Below are 16,994 nucleotides of genomic sequence, written 5' to 3'. Positions count from 1 at the left end.
AACGGGGAGCGCCAGCCACACGGCCAGCGCTCCTGCAGGCGCCTTACTTGGCCGCCCAGGCGTTGAAACGCTGCTCCAGCTGCTCGCTGTTGTCAGCCCAGAAGGCCACGTCGATCTGCACCTGGTTGGCAATGTTCTCAGGCGTGGTCGGCATGTCTTTCTTCACCGCATCGGCCAGCAGCGGCACGGCCTTGGAGTTGGCCGGGCCGTAGGCGATGTTTTCCGAATAGGTTTTCTGCTGCTCGGGCTGCACGCTGTAGGCGATGAACTTCTTGGCCTCATCGGCATTCTTGGCGCCCTTCGGAATCGCCCAGGCGTCAAAGTCGTAGATACCGCCGTTCCACACCACCTTGAGGTTGCTTTCCTTCTGCACCGCCGCAATGCGGCCGTTGTAGGCCGAACTCATGACCACGTCACCCGAGGCCAGGTATTGCGGCGGCTGTGCGCCGGCTTCCCACCACTGGATGTTCGGCTTGAGCTCGTCGAGCTTCTTGAAGGCACGGTCCTGGCCCTCCTTGGTGCCCAGTACCTGGTACACGTCCTTCGGCGCCACGCCATCAGCCATCAAGGCGAATTCGAGGGTGTACTTGGCGCCCTTGCGCAGGCCGCGCTTGCCCGGGAATTTCTTGGTGTCCCAGAAATCCGCCCAGCTGGTCGGCGCGGTCTTGAGCTTGTCGGCGTTGTAGGCCAGCACCGTCGACCAGACGAAGAAGCCCACGCCACAGGGCTGGATGGCGCCCTTCACGTAGTCCGATTCATTGCCGAACAGGGCCGGGTCAAGTTCTTCGAACATGCCCTCGTCACAGCCCCGGGCCAGTTCCGGCGACTCGACCTCCACCAGGTTCCACGACACACTGTTGGTGTCGACCATGGCTTTGACCTTGGCCATTTCCCCGTTGTATTCGCCCGCGACGATCTTGCCCTTGCCAGCCTTCTCCCACGGCTCGTAGAACGCCTTCACCTGGGCTGCCTTGTTGGCACCGCCGAAGGAAACCACGGTCAGGTCAGCCGCCATGGCATGGCCTGCGACGCACAGGCCAAGGGCCAGGGCGGTCAGTTTCAACTGCTTGCGCATTATTATTCTCTCCACAGTACAGGGTTGGTGAAGCAATCGATCAGTGGGCTTCGGTAATCGGATCGAGCGCGCGGGCGTGCTCCACCTCCCAGCCCAGCGGTACCACATCGCCCACGGCCAGGGCCGGGTCGAGTTCGGCGATCGGCTGCTTCACGAAGAAGTCAGCCTTGCCGCAGACTTCCAGGCGCACCCGCACGTGGTCGCCCAGGTAGATGAACTCGGCCACGCGGCCGGAGAAGCGGTTCACGCAGTTTTCGCTGTGGCCATTCAGGCGCACGCGCTCCGGGCGAATCGACAGGGTCACCGGTTCACCGGCCTGGCCAACGTTCACCGCCAGCGCCTCCACCCGCTCGCCCCGTGCCAGCTGTACCTGACAACGCTTGCCGTCGCTGGCCAGCAAGGTGCCGTTGATGCGGTTGTTCTCGCCGATGAAGTTGGCGACGAAGGTGTTGCGCGGCTCTTCATAGAGGGTGCGCGGGTCGGCGATCTGCTGGATTTCGCCCTGGTGGAACACCGCCACCCGGTCGGACATGGTCAGCGCTTCGCCCTGGTCGTGGGTCACGTAGACCACGGTGACGCCCAGGCGCTGGTGGATATGCTTGATCTCCATCTGCATGTGTTCGCGCAGTTGCTTGTCCAGGGCGCCGAGGGGTTCGTCCATCAGCACCAGCTGCGGTTCGAACACCAACGCCCGGGCCAGGGCCACGCGCTGCTGCTGGCCGCCGGACAGCTGGCCTGGGTAACGCTTGGCGAAGGCATCGAGCTGGACCATGCCCAGCACCCGCTTGACCCGTTCGCTGATGTCGGTCTTGCTGAGGTTGCGCACGCTCAGGGGGAAGGCCAGGTTCTCGGCCACGGTCATGTGCGGGAACAGCGCGTAGTTCTGGAACACCATGCCGATGTCGCGTTTGTGCGGCGGCACGTTGTTGATCGAACGGCCGGCCAGCTGGATCTCTCCGGCGGTGGGGGTTTCGAAGCCGGCGAGCATCATCAGGCTGGTGGTCTTGCCCGAGCCCGAGGGCCCGAGCAGGGTCAGGAACTCACCCTTGCGAATGTCCAGGTTGAGGTCTTTGACGATCAGCGATTCGCCGTCGTAGCTCTTCTGCACACCCCGGAAGCTGACCAGCGTCTCACCGGTGGCCGCGTTCGAATTCGCCTCGCTCATGCCTGCACCTTCTTGTTGGACTGACTGCGTAGGCAAAAGAGTAGAAGAGACGCAAGCACCGGAAAATCGGGGGGGCTGAGAGAATGCCATCATCCGGTTGGAAGATCGGCTGTAGGGATTGCCCTACAAAGATGGCGTTTTCAAGACAGGATGAGGCCCCTTGTAGGAGCGGGCTTGCCCCGCGAAGAGGCCGGCCCAGCCACCGAGATCAGCAGGCCAGGCCCTTTCGCGGGTCAAGCCCGCTCCTGCAAGGTTCAGTGCCAAACGCAAAACCGCAGTTGTCGCAATCAGACCAGCTTGTGCTCCATCGCATACTTCACCAGCTCTGCCAGCGAGTTGACCTTGAGCTTCTGCATCAACCTGGCCTTGTGGGTACTGATGGTCTTGCTCGACAGCGCCAGCTGCTGGGCGATGTCGTTGACGTTGGCACCCTGGGCCAGGCGTTCGAACACCGAGAACTCGCGCTCCGACAGCAGCGTGTGCAGCGGCCGGGTTTCGGTCAGGCCCACTTCGAAGACCATGCGGTCAGCCAGGGCCGGGTCGATGTAGCGCCCGCCCCCGGCTACCCGGCGAATTGCCGTGAGCAGCAGCGCCGGGTCACTGTCCTTGGTCGCATAGCCCGCGGCGCCCGCCTTCAACGCGCGGGCCGCCATCTGCGCTTCGTCGTGCATCGACAGCATGAGGATCGCCGGCGCATCGTGAAGCGCGCGAATCCGCGGGATCGCCTCCAGGCCATTGACCCCCGGCATCGAGATATCCAGCAACACCACCTCGCACGGCGTATGGCGCAAGGTTTCCAGCAACTGCTCGCCATTGCCCGCCTCGCCGGCCACCTGCATGTCCTTGGCCAGGCCAATCAACTGCTTGATGCCTTCCCGGACAATGGTGTGGTCTTCGGCCACCAGCACTCGTATCACGCTCGCTCTCCTACTCCAACGGTATGGCAACGCTCAGGCTGGTGCCCTCGCCCGGTTCACTGTCCAGCGCCATGCTGCCCCCCAGCATCAACACCCGCTCACGCACCCCAACCAGGCCGAACGACGTGGGCCGCGCCTGCTCGCGGCAGAAACCGCTACCGTCGTCACTGACGGTCAGGCGCAATTGCCCGCCCTCGCGCACCAGGGCGATCTCGACACTGTGCGCCTGGGCGTGGCGCATGACATTGGTCAGCGCCTCCTGAAGAATGCGGAACAGGCCGGTGGCCTTGGCATCACTCAATGCTGGCAGATTATCGGGCACCTGCACCAGGCACGGGATCTGCGTACGCGCTTCGAAACGCCGGGCCTGCCATTCGATGGCCGAGGCGATACCTGCATCGAGAATCGGTGGCCGCAGCGCCGTGGCCACATCGCGCACCAACTGGAACAGCTGGGCGATCAGGCGCTTCATGCTGGCCAGGCGCTCGTTCAGGCCAGGGTCCAGCTCGGCGAAGGCCAGTTCGCACATCGACACTTCCAGCTTGAGCACGGTCAGCATCTGCCCCAGCTCATCGTGCACTTCCCGGGCGATGCGGGCCTTTTCTTCCTCGCGCACGCTTTCCAGGTGCGCCGACAGCTCGCGCAGCTGCTCTTGGGAGCGGGCCAGGGCCAGCTCGGCACGCTTGCTCTGGGTGATGTCCCAGACAATACCGTCCCAGGCCACCCGGGCATTGGGCAGGCGCCGGGCACTGGCCTTGATGTCGGCCCAACGCTGCTCGCCCTGGCGGGTCAGGATGCGCCCCTGCCACGACCAGTCCTGCTCGCTGGCAATGGCCAGGTCTTGCACCTGGTGGTAGTGCGCCCGGTCGTCCGGGTGCACCAGGTTGCGCAGGCCCATGTGCGGGTGCTGAATTTGCGCGGGCGTGTAGCCAACCAGCGCCTCACTGCCCTCGCTGATGTAGGGAAATTCCGCTTCGCCTTCGGCAGCCGCCGGCTCCAGCCGGAACACCAGCCCCGGTACGTTGCCGGCAATGCCCTTGAGCCGTGCTTCACTTTCGCGCAACGCCGCCAGGGCGCGGTGGCGCTCGGTGACGTCGGCCAGGTACACCACCAGGTATTCGGCATCGCGAAAGCGCAGGAAGCTCAGCGACAGCTCCACCGGCAGCAGGCTGCCATCGGCGCGCTGGCAGTGGGTTTCGAACTGCAGTGCCCCGCCATCGCCGGCACGCGCGCCCCGCCACAGTTGTAGCCAGCGGTCCATGCTCAGGCTCGGCTCGAAGTCGATCAGCGGCCGCTCCAGCAACTGCGCCTCGGCGTAGCCGAGCATGCGCTCCACGGCGTGGTTGGCGTAGCGCACGTGGCTGTCCCAGTTGACCCAGAGAATGCCCACGGTGCTTTGGTCGATGGCGAACTGGCTCAGGCGCAGCGCCTCCTCGCGCACTTGCCGCTCGGCCAGGCTTTCCCGCGTGGCCAGCAGGCTGCGCTCCAAGCGGCGCTGCTGCCGGCGTTGCCACACCAACGTGGCCATGGCGCACAGCAACAGCATGCCGAACAACAGCGCAAGGTTCTGCCAGAAGCCTGGCGATTCGCTCAAGCGCGGGTACTTGGGCTGCAACCAGCGCTGGTGCAACTGCTCCAGCGCCTTGGCCGGCATGGCCTGCAGCCCGCGCTCCAGCACATCGGCCAGTACCGGCCAGTCGCGCCGCGAGCCCACGCGCAGCAGCTGCGGCAAGCCGATATCGCCAACCACCGCCAGCTCGCCGAATTCGCTTTCGCGCGACAGGCGGCTGAGCTGGGCCTCGTCGAGCACGGCGTAGCTGGCCTGGCCACCCACCACCAGTTGCAGGGCCTCGCGCTCGCTGGGCACCCCTTGCAGGTTGAGGGCGCCATAGTTGCCGCGCAGGTAGTCGGCCAGTGGGCTGGGCATGCGCACCGCCACCCGCTCGTTGCCGTCGAGTTTTTCCAGCTCCACGGCCATTGCCCCGGTACGCGGCCCGACCACAAGCTGCGGCACGCGCATGTAGGGGTCGCTGAACAGCCACAGGCGCAGGCTGGCCGGGGTTTGCGTAAGGCCTGGGGCGAAGTCGATCTCACCGGCCTGCAAGGCATGTTCGAGGCTGGCCTGGTCGGTGAAGTTGCGCCAGGTAAGGTCCAGTTGCAGGGCCTGTGCCAGGGCGTTGACCAGCTCGACGTTGGCCCCGTAGAGCTGCTGCAGGCGCCGGTCGAACTGTGCGTAGGGCGCCTGCAGCACCACGCCCACGCGCAGGTTGCGATGGCTGTCGAGCCACTGCTGCTGGGCTGGCTCCAGTAGCTGCGGTGGGGGCAGCTCGGGCCTTGCCAGGGCGATCAAGGGCAGCCACAACCAGCCGATAACCCACAGGCGACGCAATCGCTTCATCTACACGCTCGTCTTGGCAAAGGCGGCCCTGCAGCATGGCCGTCACGGGCAAATACTATTAGGCTGCCGGTATCATTCTGGCCTTGGGTTGATTCATGTCCACACTTTATCGCACGACGCTGGCAATGTGCTGCCTGGCCTCGCTTCTTCCACTCGGCGCCCTGGCTGCCGATGCCGAACCCCCCAAGGCTGCCGCCGAAGCGCCCGCTGCCGAGGCCACGCGCCCACCGCTGCTGGAGCGCAGCCAGGAAGACGCTGCCGCCCTTGAGCGCCTGGCGCCCAAGGCCGAGCAGCAAACCCTGCAGGCCGGCGCGGACAACTTCCTGGCCTTGTGGAAGTCAGCCAACGACAGCGACCCCAAGGGGGCGGTGATCATCGTGCCCGGGGCCGGCGAGAATGCCGACTGGCCCAATACGGTCGGCCCACTGCGGCGCAAATTCCCGGATGTTGGCTGGCACAGCCTGAGCGTCAGCCTGCCCGACCTGCTCGCCGATGCCCCGCAGGCACGGGTCGAGGCCACACCCGCCGCTCAGCCGGAGCCCGGCAAAGGCGAAAGCGCCCCGGCCAAGGACACCCCCGCCGACGCCAATGCCAATGTTGCCCAGGCCACCGCGGCGGATGCCGACACAGCTGAAAGCACCGATGCGGCGAAGGCCGACGAGCAGAACGACAAGGCCGATGCCGAGCGCATCTTCGCCCGCCTCGATGCGGCGGTGGCCTATGCCCAGCAGCACCAGGCACGCAGCATCGTGCTGATTGGCCATGGCAGCGGTGCCTACTGGGCAGCGCGCTACCTGAGCGAGAAGCAACCGCCGCAGGTGCAGAAGCTGGTGATGGTGGCAGCGCAGACCCCGGCGCGGGTCGAACACGACCTGGAAAGCCTGACGCCCACCCTGAAAGTGCCGGCTGCCGACCTCTACTACGCCACCCGTACCGCCGACCGCAATGCTGCCGCACTGCGCCTGCAGGCCAGCAAGCGGCAGAAAGACAGCCAGTACAAGCAGCTGTCGCTGATTGCCATGCCAGCGAACCCGGCGGGCGAGCAGGAACAATTGTTCCGCCGGATCAGAGGCTGGATAAGCCCCACACAGGATTGACGCAGGACCGGTAGGAGCGAGCAAAGCTCGCGATGCGCCCCACCATGGGGCGCTACAGCCCCCGCCGCTTGCGAATGATGGCATAGGCCTGGTGCAGCTCGCGGGTCCGCTCGGTCGCCTCGCGCAGTTGGGCCTCGCTGGCGCCGCTGCCGGCCAGCTTGTCGGGGTGATGCCGACTGACCAGGCGCCGGTAGGCCTGCTTGACCTTGTCGCCCTCGGTATCGGCCAACACCCCGAGCAACCGCAGCGCCGCTGCATAGGTCATGACATTGCTGGCAACGGCCACTTTGCGCGGCTCGTACTCCAGCGACATGGCCTGCACCTGGCGCCGGCTCAGGCCGAGCTTTTGCCCCCAGTCCAACAGCAGGTCGCGCTCGTGCTGCCCGGCCTTGCCATCCGCCCAGGCCATGCGCCAACAAGCGCGCAAGGTGCCTTCGGCGGCATGCGGCTGCAGGCGGATGCGCTGCAGATGGCGGGCCAGCCGGTCCTTGCCGGCCTTGCCCCGGTTGAATGCAGCGATGGCACGCAGGCGGGCCGCCTCGGCCAGGTCCAGGCGCACCATCTCCTGGCGCGCCTGCTGGATATGCTGCTCAGCCACCCGCCCATCACTCTTGGCCAGGCGCCCAAGCAACACGAACAGCAGTTCTTCGTCGCGCAGAGCCGGGCGCCCACCCAGGCGCTCGCGCATGTCGTCCCAGCCCTGCACGCGGATGCGCCGGTCCATGGCCTGGCCCAGCAGCGCACCCAGCAGTGCACCGGGAATGCTGGCAACCGCGAACCCCGCGCCCAGGCCGATTACCGTCCCTGGCCACCACATCTCAGGCGCGCTCGCCAATCAGGCGTTCAACCTCGGCCAGGCGCTCCAGGGTGCCGACATCCACCCAATGCCCCGGGTGATGCTCGCCACTCACCTGCCCCTCTGCCATGGCCTTGCGCAACAACGGCGCCAGCTTGAAGGCGCCGGCCTGGCAACCCGCGAACAATGCCGGGTGCAGCACCGACAGGCCGCTGAAGGTCAGGGTGCCGGGTGCCTCGTCGCCGTCCACCACGCGCTCGCCCAACAGGCGGAAGTCACCACGCCCGTGGTGCCCGGGGTTGTCCACCAGTACCAGGTGCGCTAGGCCCTGCAGCGGCGCGCGCAGGCGGGTGAAATCGAAATCGGTCCAGACATCACCGTTTACCAGGGCGAACGGCGCGTCACCGAGCAACGGCAAGGCCTTGAAGATACCGCCGCCGGTTTCCAGCGGCTCGCCCTCGGGCGAATAGCGGATGCTCAGGCCAAAACGGCTGCCGTCGCCCAGGTGGTCTTCGATCTGCTGGCCAAGCCAGGCATGGTTGATCACCACCTCGGTGAAGCCGGCAGCGGCCAGGGCACGCAGGTGGTATTCGATCAGCGGCTGGCCCGCCACCGGCACCAGGGGTTTTGGCGTGTGCAGGGTCAGCGGGCGCATGCGCTCGCCTTTGCCTGCCGCCAGGATCATTGCCTTCATGCACGCGCTCCGGCTTTGAGTTCGGCAATCAGCTCGCCCAGTTCGGCCAGTTCCGGGCGACGGCTGATCACTTCATCTATATAGGCGAAGAAACGCGGCACGTCGGCCAGGTAGCGCGGTTTGCCGTCGCGGTGGCAGATACGCGCGAAGATACCGATCACCTTGAGGTGGCGCTGCACGCCCATCAGGTCGCTGGCGCGTTGGAAGTCTTCGAATACAGGCTGCACCGGGATGCCGGCCGCCTGCGCCTGTTCCCAGTAATTGCGCAGCCAGGCTTCGACGCGCGGCTGCGGCCAGCTGAGGAAGGCATCCTTGAACAGGCAGGTGATGTCGTAGGTGACCGGGCCGTAGACCGCGTCCTGGAAGTCCAGCACACCTGGGTTGGGCGTGCTCTGCATCAGGTTGCGCGGCATGTAGTCGCGGTGCACCAGCACTTTGGGCTGGGCCAGGGCGCTGTCGATCAGCAACTGGCTGATGCGCTGCCAGCGGGCTTTCTGTGCATCGCTCAAGGCCAGGCCAAGCTCGCGGCCGACATACCATTCGGGGAACAGCTCGACCTCACGGCGCAGCAAGGCATCGTCGTAGCTGGGCACTGGCGCGTCCATCGGCAGGCGCTGAAAGGCCAGCAAGGCGTCGATGGCATCGGCGAACAGGGCATCGGCGTTGTCGTTGCCGATGATGTCCAGGTAGGTCTGGTGCCCCAGGTCGCCGAGCAACAAGAAGCCGCGCTCCAGGTCCTGGGCGTGAATCTGCGGCACGTGCACGCCAGCGCTGGCCAGCAGGTGGTCAATGGCGACGAACGGTCGGCAATTTTCCTGCGGGGGCGGTGCGTCCATGATCACGAAACTGTGGCCTGCACCCTGCCAGCGGAAGTAGCGGCGGAAGCTGGCATCGCTGCTGGCGGCGGTCAGCGTGCCTTGTGGCACCTCGCCCCAGGCGTTGTCGCGGAATAGGCCGTCGAGCTGTTCATGGAGCCAGGCCGTCAGTTGTTGCAGGCGTACATCGTGTTCAGGCATTACAAGGGTCTCCGACGGCCCTAGCCGTCAAGCGGGTCATGCTTTATTATCCAGCATCTTTTTCAGACCATCGAGAGGCGTGCGGCCCCCACACGCGGGCAGATGGCACGCAGGAAGCCCGGACTAATAAGATGGCATTGAAATCCCCCGCGTTTCGTAGAAAGTTTCCGTTGCTGGTGACCGGCGGTCTGCTGGCCCTGCAACCTCTTGCCACCTCGTACGTGGTGGCAGCCGAGCAGTTCGACTGCCAAGTGTCCGCCTCCGGTGGCTGGGACTGCAAGCCCAAGGCCCCCGTCAACAACCTGCCTCCGCGCCCGGTGCACGAGGGCGCTGCGCTCACGTCCGGCACCGAAGCCCCTGCGGCCGAGGCCGAGAACGCCGACAAGCCCGTGCTGGTTACCGAGGCCAAGGGCCGTGGCCTGAAAGCGCGCAGCGCCGACTACAGCCACCTGGACTGGGTACCGCGTGAAAAGCTCACCGCTGCCCAGCTGGCCGAAACCGGCCCGTATTGCGGTGGCGCGTACATCGAGCCAACCCGCCCAGGCATGGCAGACACCACGCCCAAGGACGAGTCGCCGACCTACATCAATGCCAAGGTGTCCAAGTACCAGCAGGAGCAGCAGATCGCTACCCTCGCCGGTAACGTGGTGATGCGCCAGGGCAGCATGCAGGTCGAAGCCGACGAGGCCAACCTGTACCAGGCCGAGAACCGCGGCGAGCTCAAGGGCAACGTCAAGATCCGCGACAACGGCTCGCTGGTGGTTGGCGACGAGGCGCAGATCCAGCTCGACACGGGCGAAGCCCAGGTCGACAACGCCGAATACGTGATGCACAAGTCGCACATTCGCGGCAACGCCCTGTACGCCAAGCGTGGTGAAAACGCCATCATCCGTCTCAAGGACGGTACGTACACCACGTGCGAACCGGGCAGCAACGCCTGGCAGCTCAAGGGCAACAACATCACCCTGAACCCGGCCACCGGTTTCGGTACCGCGACCAACGTCACCCTGCGGGTCAAAGATATTCCGGTGCTCTACACACCGTACATCTACTTCCCGATCGACGACCGTCGCCAGTCCGGCTTCCTGCCGCCATCGTTCAGCAGCACCAGCGACACCGGCTTCATGCTGGTTACGCCGTACTACTTCAACCTGGCACCGAACTACGACGCCACGTTGTACCCGCGCTACATGACCAAGCGCGGCCTGCTGATGGAAGGCGAGTTCCGCTACCTGACCAAGTCCAGCGAAGGCCAGTTCGGCGGCGCGTACCTGAACGACGAGGACGATGACCGCAAGAAGCAGACGGACTACGAAAAACAGCGCTGGATGATCAACTGGCAGCACAAGGGCGGCCTGGATGAGCGCCTGATGACTGAAGTCGATTACACCGACATCAGCGATCCGTTCTACTTCCAGGACCTTGAAACCGACCAGATCGGCGTCAAGAGCCGCGATGTGGTTAACCAGCAAGGTGCCCTGACCTGGCGTGGCGATACCTACACCGCACGCCTGAATGCGCAAGCGTACGAGATGGCGACCCTGTCGCAGATCACCCCGTACAACAAGCTGCCGCAGATCACCCTGAATGGCATGCTGCCGTATCACCCCAGCGGGTTCGACTTCAGCTACGAAACCGAGGCCGTGCGTTTCGATCGTGACCTGAAGAATGACTTCGTGACCGACAAGAACGGCTTTGCTGACGATACCGCCGGTTTCCCTGGGCGTCGCCTCGACGAAAACGTGTTCGGTGTCGCCCGTGCCAACGGTACTCGCCTGAACGTCGCGCCGGCCATCAGCCTGCCGATGACCGCCAGCTACGGCTACATCACGCCGAAGTTGAAATACATGTACACCCACTACGATCTGGACCTGGATGGCAAGGGCAAGAGCGATATCGCCAATAACCCAGGCCTGACCTCGCTTTACGGTGACTTCAACAGCACCCAGGACCGCGACGTCCCGATCTTCAGCGTCGACAGCGGCCTGTACTTCGACCGCAACACGTCGCTGTTCGGCACGAACTACCGCCAGACCCTCGAACCGCGCCTGTTCTACCTCTACGTCCCATACAAGGACCAGACGGACATTCCGCTGTTCGACTCGGGTGAAACCCTGTTCAGCTACGATTCGCTGTTCCGCGACAACCGCTTCAGCGGCACCGACCGCATCGGCGACGAGAACAAGCTGTCGCTGGGCGTGACCACCCGCTGGATCGAGGACAACGGCTTCGAGCGGCAGAACTTCAGCATCGGCCAGGCGTACTACTTCAAGGACCGCAAGGTCCAGCTGCCAGGCATCGACTACCGCACTCGCAAAGACTCGCAGTCCGATGTTTCGCCCTACGCGCTGGTGTACAACTACTACTTCAACCGCGACTGGCGCTTCAATTCGGACTTCAACTGGGACCCGGACAGCCGCAGCACCCGCTCGGGCAGCGCGATGTTCCACTACCAGCCTGAAGACAACCCGAACAAGGTGGTCAACCTCGGTTATCGCTACCGCAACGACACCATCGCCTACGACTCCACCACCGGTACCTGGAAAGTGGGCGGCGGCGACTACGGTACGCCGGGCACTGCGAACTACATCAAGGATTACTACAAGATCCAGCAGCACGACTTCTCGGTCATCTGGCCGGTCGTGCCGCAATGGAGCGTGATCGCCCGCTGGCAGCACGACTACAACCGCAACCGCACCCTGGAAGCCATGGGCGGTTTCGAGTACGACAACTGCTGCTGGAAACTGCGCCTGATCAACCGTTACTGGGTCGACTACGACGACTTCAGCCAGGCCACTCCAGCCAACGAAAAAGGCGACCACGGCATCTTCCTGCAGATCGTCCTGAAAGGCCTCGGCGGCGTAGTGGGCAACAAGGTGGAATCGTTCCTCGACCAAGGCATTCAAGGTTATCGTCAACGTGAAGACCAAGCTTATTGATCGACTGCGCCCAGTGTTGCTGGGCGCTGCATTGCTGAGTGGCGCGGTGCATGCCGCGGTACAACCCCTGGACCGCGTGGTGGCCATCGTCGATAACGACGTGGTCATGCAAAGCCAACTGGACCAACGTGTCCACGAAGTGCAGCAAACCATCGCCAAGCGCGGCGGCGGCGTACCGCCGACCAGCGCCCTGGAGCAGCAAGTACTTGAACGCCTGATCGTCGAGAACCTGCAACTGCAGATTGGCGAACGCTCGGGCATCCGCATCACCGACGAGGAGCTGAACCAGGCCATCGGCACCATTGCCCAGCGCAATGGCATGTCGTTGGAGCAGTTCCGCGCTGCCCTGGCCCATGACGGCCTGTCGTTCGATGACGCCCGCGAGCAGGTCAAGCGCGAGATGATCATCAGCCGCGTGCGCCAGCGTCGCGTGGCCGAACGCATCCAGGTGTCGGAGCAGGAAGTGAAGAACTTCCTCAACTCCGACTTGGGCAAGATGCAGATGTCGGAAGAGTACCGCCTGGCCAACATCCTCATCCCAACCCCGGAAGGCGCCAACTCCGAAGCCATCCAGGCCGCTGCCCGCCAGGTTGGCGACGTCTACCAGCAGCTCAAGCAAGGCGCGGACTTCGGCCAGATGGCCATCGCCCGCTCCGCCAGCGAGAACGCCCTGGAAGGCGGCGAGATGGGCTGGCGTAAAGCCGGCCAACTGCCACCGGACTTCGCCAAGATGCTCAGCAGCATGGCCACCGGCGACATCACCCAGCCAATCCGCATCCCCAACGGCTTCATCATCCTCAAGCTTGAGGAGAAGCGCGGTGGCGGCGAGAACGTGCTGCGTGACGAAGTGCACGTGCGCCATATCCTGATCAAGCCAAGCGAAATCCGCAGCGAAGCGGCCACCAAGCAATTGGCCGAGCGCCTGTACGACCGCATCCAGAACGGCGAAGACTTCGCTGAACTGGCGAAAAGCTTCTCGGAAGACCCAGGTTCGGCGCTGAACGGCGGCGACCTCAACTGGGTTGACCCGAACAGCCTGGTGCCGGAGTTCCGCGAGCAGATGGCCAATGCCCAACAAGGCGTGGTGACCAAACCGTTCAAAACCCAGTTCGGCTGGCACATCCTTGAAGTGTTGGGCCGCCGTGCCACCGACAGCACCGAGCAGGCGCGTGAGCAACAAGCCCTGAGCGTGCTGCGTAACCGCAAGTACGACGAAGAGCTGCAAACCTGGCTGCGCCAGATCCGCGACGAAGCCTACGTTGAAATCAAGCTGCCTGGCGCTGACCAGGCCGCACAGTGAAGCCCCTGCGCTTCGCCGTCACCCCCGGCGAGCCAGCCGGCATAGGCCCCGACCTGTGCCTGCTGCTCGCCGCCGACGCCCAGCCCCATCCCCTGATCGCCATCACCAGCCGTGACCTGCTCGCCGAGCGGGCCACCCAGCTGGGGCTGGCCGTCACCCTGCTGCCGGTGGCACCGGGCCAATGGCCTGACCAGCCTGCTGGCGCTGGCAGCCTGTACGTCTGGGATACACCATTGGCCGCCGCCGTGGTGCCGGGCCAGCTGAACAAGGCCAACGCCGCGTTCGTGCTGCACACCCTGACCCGCGCAGGCCAAGGCTGCCTGGACGGTGACTTCGCCGGGATGATCACCGCCCCGGTACACAAGGGCGTGATCAATGAAAGCGGTATCGCCTTCTCCGGCCATACCGAATTTCTCGCCGAACTGACCCACACCACCCAGGTGGTGATGATGCTGGCAACCCATGGCCTGCGTGTGGCCCTGGTGACCACGCACTTGCCGCTGCGCGACGTTGCCGACGCCATCACCGCTGAACGCCTGGAGCGGGTCACCCGCATCCTGCATGCCGACATGCGTGACAAGTTCGGCATCGACAACCCGCGGATCCTGGTGTGTGGCCTCAACCCGCATGCCGGGGAAGGCGGCCATCTTGGCCGCGAAGAAATCGACATCATCGAGCCGACGCTGGAACGCCTGCGTACCGAAGGCATGGACCTGCGCGGCCCACTGCCGGCCGATACCCTGTTTACCCCCAAATATCTGGAGCACTGCGACGCGGTGCTGGCGATGTACCACGACCAGGGCCTGCCCGTACTCAAGTACAAAGGCTTTGGCGCTGCAGTGAACGTGACCCTGGGCTTGCCGATCATCCGCACGTCGGTTGACCACGGCACCGCCCTGGACCTGGCCGGCAGCGGCAAGGTTGACACCGGCAGCCTGCGCGTCGCCCTGGAAACCGCCTACCAGATGGCCGAGACACGACCATGAACGAGCAATACCAACACCGGGCGCGCAAGCGCTTCGGCCAGAACTTCCTGCACGACGCCGGCATCATCGACCGCATCCTGCGTGCCATCAACGCCAAGGCCGGCGAACACCTGCTGGAAATCGGCCCGGGCCAAGGTGCCCTGACCGAAGGCCTGCTGGGCAGCGGCGCACAGCTGGACGTGGTGGAGCTGGACAAGGACCTGGTGCCGATCCTGCAGCACAAGTTCGCCGGGCGCGATAACTTCCGCCTGCACCAGGGCGATGCCCTGAAGTTCGACTTCAACCAGCTGGGCGTACCGCCGCGCAGCCTGAAAGTGGTCGGCAACCTGCCCTACAACATCTCCACCCCGCTGATCTTCCACCTGCTCAGCCACGCCGGGCTGATCCGCGACATGCACTTCATGCTGCAAAAGGAAGTGGTCGAGCGCATGGCCGCAGGGCCAGGCGGTGGCGACTGGGGCCGGTTGTCGATCATGGTGCAGTACCACTGCCGCGTGGAGCACCTGTTCAACGTCGGCCCTGGGGCGTTCAACCCGCCGCCAAAGGTTGACTCGGCCATCGTGCGCCTGGTGCCCCATGAGGTGCTGCCGCACCCGGCCAAGGACGCCCGGTTGCTGGAGCAAGTGGTGCGCGAAGCGTTCAACCAGCGCCGCAAGACCCTGCGCAACACCCTCAAAGGCCTGCTCGACAGCGCCGCCATCGAGGCCGCTGGCGTAGATGGCAGCCTGCGCCCCGAACAGCTCGACCTGGCTGCCTTCGTGCGCCTGGCCGACCAGCTGGCCAATCAGCAAGCCTGATCCTTTCGCCCGGCAACCCCGCTTCCTGTAGGAGCGGGCTTGCCCCGCGAAGCCCCCACCACCGCCCCCACATTCCCTCACCCCCCACACCGCTGGCCCTCCCCCCCGCCAATGGCCTAGACTGCATTATTGCGTCAGCTCGCCCAAGGCCCTTGCATGTCCGACCCCCGCTATCAAATCGACGTCACCGTCGTCACCCGCTACCTCAAAGACCAATCCGACCCCGAAAACAGTCGTTTCGCGTTCGCCTACACCATCACCGTGCAAAACAGCGGCTCGGTCACGGCCAAGCTGCTGTCGCGCCACTGGCTGATCACCAACGGTGACGGCGAGGTCGAGGAAGTGCGCGGCGCCGGCGTGGTTGGCCAGCAGCCGACCATCGAGCCCGGCGCCAGCCACACCTACAGCAGCGGTGCCGTCATCAGCACCCGCGTTGGCACCATGCAGGGCAGCTACCAGATGTTCGCCGAAGACGGCAAACGCTTCGACGCCGAGATCGCCCCCTTCCGCCTGGCGGTCCCCGGGGCCCTGCACTGATGGCCACCTACGCCGTCGGCGACCTGCAGGGCTGCCTGCAGCCGCTCAAGTGCCTGCTGGCGCGGGTGGGTTTCAACCCGGCGGTCGACCGCCTGTGGCTGGTTGGCGATTTGGTCAACCGCGGCCCTGAATCACTGGAAACCCTGCGTTACCTGTATTCGATCCGCCAATCGCTGGTGTGCGTGCTGGGCAACCACGACCTGCACCTGCTGGCCGCCTGGCATAACGTCGAGCGCCTGAAGAAAAGCGACACCCTGCGCGAGATCATCGAAGCCCCCGACGCCCACCAGCTGTTCGACTGGCTGCGCCAGCAAAAGCTGCTGCACTACGACGAGCCCCGCGGCATCGCCCTGGTCCATGCCGGCATCCCACCGCAATGGACACTTGGCCAGGCCCTGGAGCTGGCCGCCGAGGTCGAGCAGGTGCTGCGCGACGACAACCGCCTGCAACCCTACCTGGACGGCATGTACGGCAACGAGCCGAACAAGTGGAGCAAGCACCTGGCTGGCGTGGAGCGCCTGCGGGTCATCACCAACTACCTCACGCGCATGCGCTTCTGCACCGCCGAGGGCAAGCTCGACCTCAAGAGCAAGGAAGGCCTGGGCACCGCCCCCAAGGGCTACAAGCCCTGGTACGCCCACAAGGACCGCCGCTCGCGCCATGTGAAGATCATCTTCGGCCACTGGGCCGCACTGCAGGGCAAGGTCGACGAACCCGGCATCATCGCCCTGGACACCGGTTGCGTGTGGGGCGGCGCGATGACCCTGTACAACGTCGACAGCGGCGAGTACCACCACTGCGACTGCACCGACGACGGCCATGTCCGCCCGCCGGCACAACCCACTACACTGAACGATCACCCCTGAAGGAAAGCCCTCGCCATGAGCGAATTCAAACGCATCCCCCCCGAGCAGGCCCTGGCCCTGCGCGCGCAAGGTGCGGTAGTCGTCGATATTCGCGACCCGCAAGCCTATGCCGCCGGCCACATCACCGGCGCCAAGCACCTGGACAACCATTCGGTCGCCGACTTCATCCGTAACGCCGACCTCGATGCGCCCACCCTGGTGGTCTGCTACCACGGCAATTCCAGCCAGAGCGCCGCCGCCTATCTGGTGGGCCAGGGCTTCTCCGATGTGTACAGCGTCGACGGCGGCTTCGAGCTGTGGCGCGCCACCTACCCGGCCGAAACCGCCCAGGGCAGCGCCGAATAATTTTTTCATTTTTACTGCAGCCCGCGCCCTACGCGGGCTCGCGCCTCACCTGACGAACGGTAGCAG

The 16,994-nt window shown here is 64.9% G+C and carries 15 protein-coding genes; 8 read left to right on the top strand and 7 right to left on the bottom strand.

Annotated elements, in window-relative coordinates:
* Positions 1-43: 43 nt before the first annotated feature.
* From F3J45_RS19700 to F3J45_RS19685, 4 genes are all read right to left on the bottom strand, one after another.
* Positions 44-1,075 (bottom strand): ABC transporter substrate-binding protein, encoded by a 1,032-nt coding sequence (locus tag F3J45_RS19700; RefSeq protein ID WP_167066565.1) that lies wholly within the window; start codon positions 1,073-1,075, stop codon positions 44-46.
* A gap of 40 nt (positions 1,076-1,115) precedes the next feature.
* Positions 1,116-2,240: an ABC transporter ATP-binding protein gene (locus F3J45_RS19695; protein ID WP_167066562.1), complete on the bottom strand. Its 1,125-nt coding sequence runs from the start codon at positions 2,238-2,240 to the stop codon at positions 1,116-1,118.
* Between the two features lie 287 nt (positions 2,241-2,527).
* Positions 2,528-3,157 carry a response regulator transcription factor gene (locus tag F3J45_RS19690; protein WP_054885209.1) on the bottom strand — a complete coding sequence of 210 codons (630 nt, stop codon included), beginning with the start codon at positions 3,155-3,157 and terminating at the stop codon, positions 2,528-2,530.
* A 10-nt stretch (positions 3,158-3,167) separates the two neighbouring features.
* On the bottom strand, positions 3,168-5,555 hold the full coding sequence (locus F3J45_RS19685; protein ID WP_167066559.1) for a transporter substrate-binding domain-containing protein: 2,388 nt from the start codon (positions 5,553-5,555) through the stop codon (positions 3,168-3,170).
* Between the two features lie 95 nt (positions 5,556-5,650).
* Between F3J45_RS19685 and F3J45_RS19680 the strand changes: the two genes are divergently transcribed.
* On the top strand, positions 5,651-6,652 hold the full coding sequence (locus tag F3J45_RS19680) for an alpha/beta hydrolase family protein (RefSeq protein ID WP_167066556.1): 1,002 nt from the start codon (positions 5,651-5,653) through the stop codon (positions 6,650-6,652).
* 52 nt (positions 6,653-6,704) lie between these two features.
* Here the strand turns inward: F3J45_RS19680 and F3J45_RS19675 are convergent, their stop codons facing one another.
* From F3J45_RS19675 to F3J45_RS19665, 3 genes are read right to left on the bottom strand one after another with little or no spacing between them, the layout of a single operon-like run.
* Positions 6,705-7,469: a TerB family tellurite resistance protein gene (locus tag F3J45_RS19675; protein ID WP_167066552.1), complete on the bottom strand. Its 765-nt coding sequence runs from the start codon at positions 7,467-7,469 to the stop codon at positions 6,705-6,707.
* A gap of 1 nt (position 7,470) precedes the next feature.
* The gene (murU, locus tag F3J45_RS19670; protein ID WP_167066549.1) at positions 7,471-8,142 is read right to left on the bottom strand and encodes an N-acetylmuramate alpha-1-phosphate uridylyltransferase MurU; all 672 of its coding nucleotides are present in this window, start codon (positions 8,140-8,142) and stop codon (positions 7,471-7,473) included.
* Positions 8,139-9,158 carry an aminoglycoside phosphotransferase family protein gene (locus tag F3J45_RS19665; RefSeq protein WP_167066546.1) on the bottom strand — a complete coding sequence of 340 codons (1,020 nt, stop codon included), beginning with the start codon at positions 9,156-9,158 and terminating at the stop codon, positions 8,139-8,141. The genes murU and F3J45_RS19665 overlap by 4 nt, the downstream gene beginning before the upstream one ends.
* 131 nt (positions 9,159-9,289) lie before the next feature.
* Between F3J45_RS19665 and F3J45_RS19660 the strand changes: the two genes are divergently transcribed.
* The 7 genes from F3J45_RS19660 to glpE all read left to right on the top strand — a co-directional run bounded on the left by F3J45_RS19660 (position 9,290) and on the right by glpE (position 16,928).
* The gene (locus F3J45_RS19660) at positions 9,290-12,097 is read left to right on the top strand and encodes an LPS-assembly protein LptD (protein WP_167066544.1); all 2,808 of its coding nucleotides are present in this window, start codon (positions 9,290-9,292) and stop codon (positions 12,095-12,097) included.
* Positions 12,078-13,397 (top strand): peptidylprolyl isomerase SurA, encoded by a 1,320-nt coding sequence (gene surA, locus F3J45_RS19655; RefSeq protein ID WP_167066541.1) that lies wholly within the window; start codon positions 12,078-12,080, stop codon positions 13,395-13,397. Before F3J45_RS19660 ends, surA begins: the two co-directional genes overlap by 20 nt.
* Positions 13,394-14,383 (top strand): 4-hydroxythreonine-4-phosphate dehydrogenase PdxA, encoded by a 990-nt coding sequence (gene pdxA / locus F3J45_RS19650; RefSeq protein WP_167066538.1) that lies wholly within the window; start codon positions 13,394-13,396, stop codon positions 14,381-14,383. Before surA ends, pdxA begins: the two co-directional genes overlap by 4 nt.
* Complete coding sequence (gene rsmA, locus F3J45_RS19645; RefSeq protein ID WP_167066534.1) at positions 14,380-15,180, top strand: 16S rRNA (adenine(1518)-N(6)/adenine(1519)-N(6))-dimethyltransferase RsmA; 801 nt, start codon at positions 14,380-14,382, stop codon at positions 15,178-15,180. Before pdxA ends, rsmA begins: the two co-directional genes overlap by 4 nt.
* 156 nt (positions 15,181-15,336) lie before the next feature.
* Complete coding sequence (apaG, locus tag F3J45_RS19640; protein WP_167066531.1) at positions 15,337-15,717, top strand: Co2+/Mg2+ efflux protein ApaG; 381 nt, start codon at positions 15,337-15,339, stop codon at positions 15,715-15,717.
* On the top strand, positions 15,717-16,583 hold the full coding sequence (locus tag F3J45_RS19635; protein ID WP_167066528.1) for a symmetrical bis(5'-nucleosyl)-tetraphosphatase: 867 nt from the start codon (positions 15,717-15,719) through the stop codon (positions 16,581-16,583). Before apaG ends, F3J45_RS19635 begins: the two co-directional genes overlap by 1 nt.
* A 15-nt stretch (positions 16,584-16,598) precedes the next feature.
* Positions 16,599-16,928: a thiosulfate sulfurtransferase GlpE gene (glpE, locus tag F3J45_RS19630; protein ID WP_167066525.1), complete on the top strand. Its 330-nt coding sequence runs from the start codon at positions 16,599-16,601 to the stop codon at positions 16,926-16,928.
* Positions 16,929-16,994: the final 66 nt, after the last annotated feature.

Source organism: Pantoea sp. Ap-967 (assembly GCF_011752565.1).
GTDB lineage: Bacteria > Pseudomonadota > Gammaproteobacteria > Pseudomonadales > Pseudomonadaceae > Aquipseudomonas.
This window is presented reverse-complemented; position numbering and strand designations above follow the sequence as displayed.

Excerpts from the sequence above, each read along its gene's own strand:
- murU (WP_167066549.1), bottom strand. The coding sequence starts at position 8,142 with ATGAAGGCAATGATCCTGGCGGCAGGCAAAGGCGAGCGCATGCGCCCG.
- F3J45_RS19665 (WP_167066546.1), bottom strand. The coding sequence starts at position 9,158 with ATGCCTGAACACGATGTACGCCTGCAACAACTGACGGCCTGGCTCCAT.
- F3J45_RS19680 (WP_167066556.1), top strand. The coding sequence starts at position 5,651 with ATGTCCACACTTTATCGCACGACGCTGGCAATGTGCTGCCTGGCCTCG.
- F3J45_RS19660 (WP_167066544.1), top strand. The coding sequence starts at position 9,290 with ATGGCATTGAAATCCCCCGCGTTTCGTAGAAAGTTTCCGTTGCTGGTG.
- apaG (WP_167066531.1), top strand. The coding sequence starts at position 15,337 with ATGTCCGACCCCCGCTATCAAATCGACGTCACCGTCGTCACCCGCTAC.
- F3J45_RS19635 (WP_167066528.1), top strand. The coding sequence starts at position 15,717 with ATGGCCACCTACGCCGTCGGCGACCTGCAGGGCTGCCTGCAGCCGCTC.
- F3J45_RS19700 (WP_167066565.1), bottom strand. The coding sequence starts at position 1,075 with ATGCGCAAGCAGTTGAAACTGACCGCCCTGGCCCTTGGCCTGTGCGTC.
- glpE (WP_167066525.1), top strand. The coding sequence starts at position 16,599 with ATGAGCGAATTCAAACGCATCCCCCCCGAGCAGGCCCTGGCCCTGCGC.
- F3J45_RS19675 (WP_167066552.1), bottom strand. The coding sequence starts at position 7,469 with ATGTGGTGGCCAGGGACGGTAATCGGCCTGGGCGCGGGGTTCGCGGTT.
- rsmA (WP_167066534.1), top strand. The coding sequence starts at position 14,380 with ATGAACGAGCAATACCAACACCGGGCGCGCAAGCGCTTCGGCCAGAAC.
- F3J45_RS19695 (WP_167066562.1), bottom strand. The coding sequence starts at position 2,240 with ATGAGCGAGGCGAATTCGAACGCGGCCACCGGTGAGACGCTGGTCAGC.
- F3J45_RS19685 (WP_167066559.1), bottom strand. The coding sequence starts at position 5,555 with ATGAAGCGATTGCGTCGCCTGTGGGTTATCGGCTGGTTGTGGCTGCCC.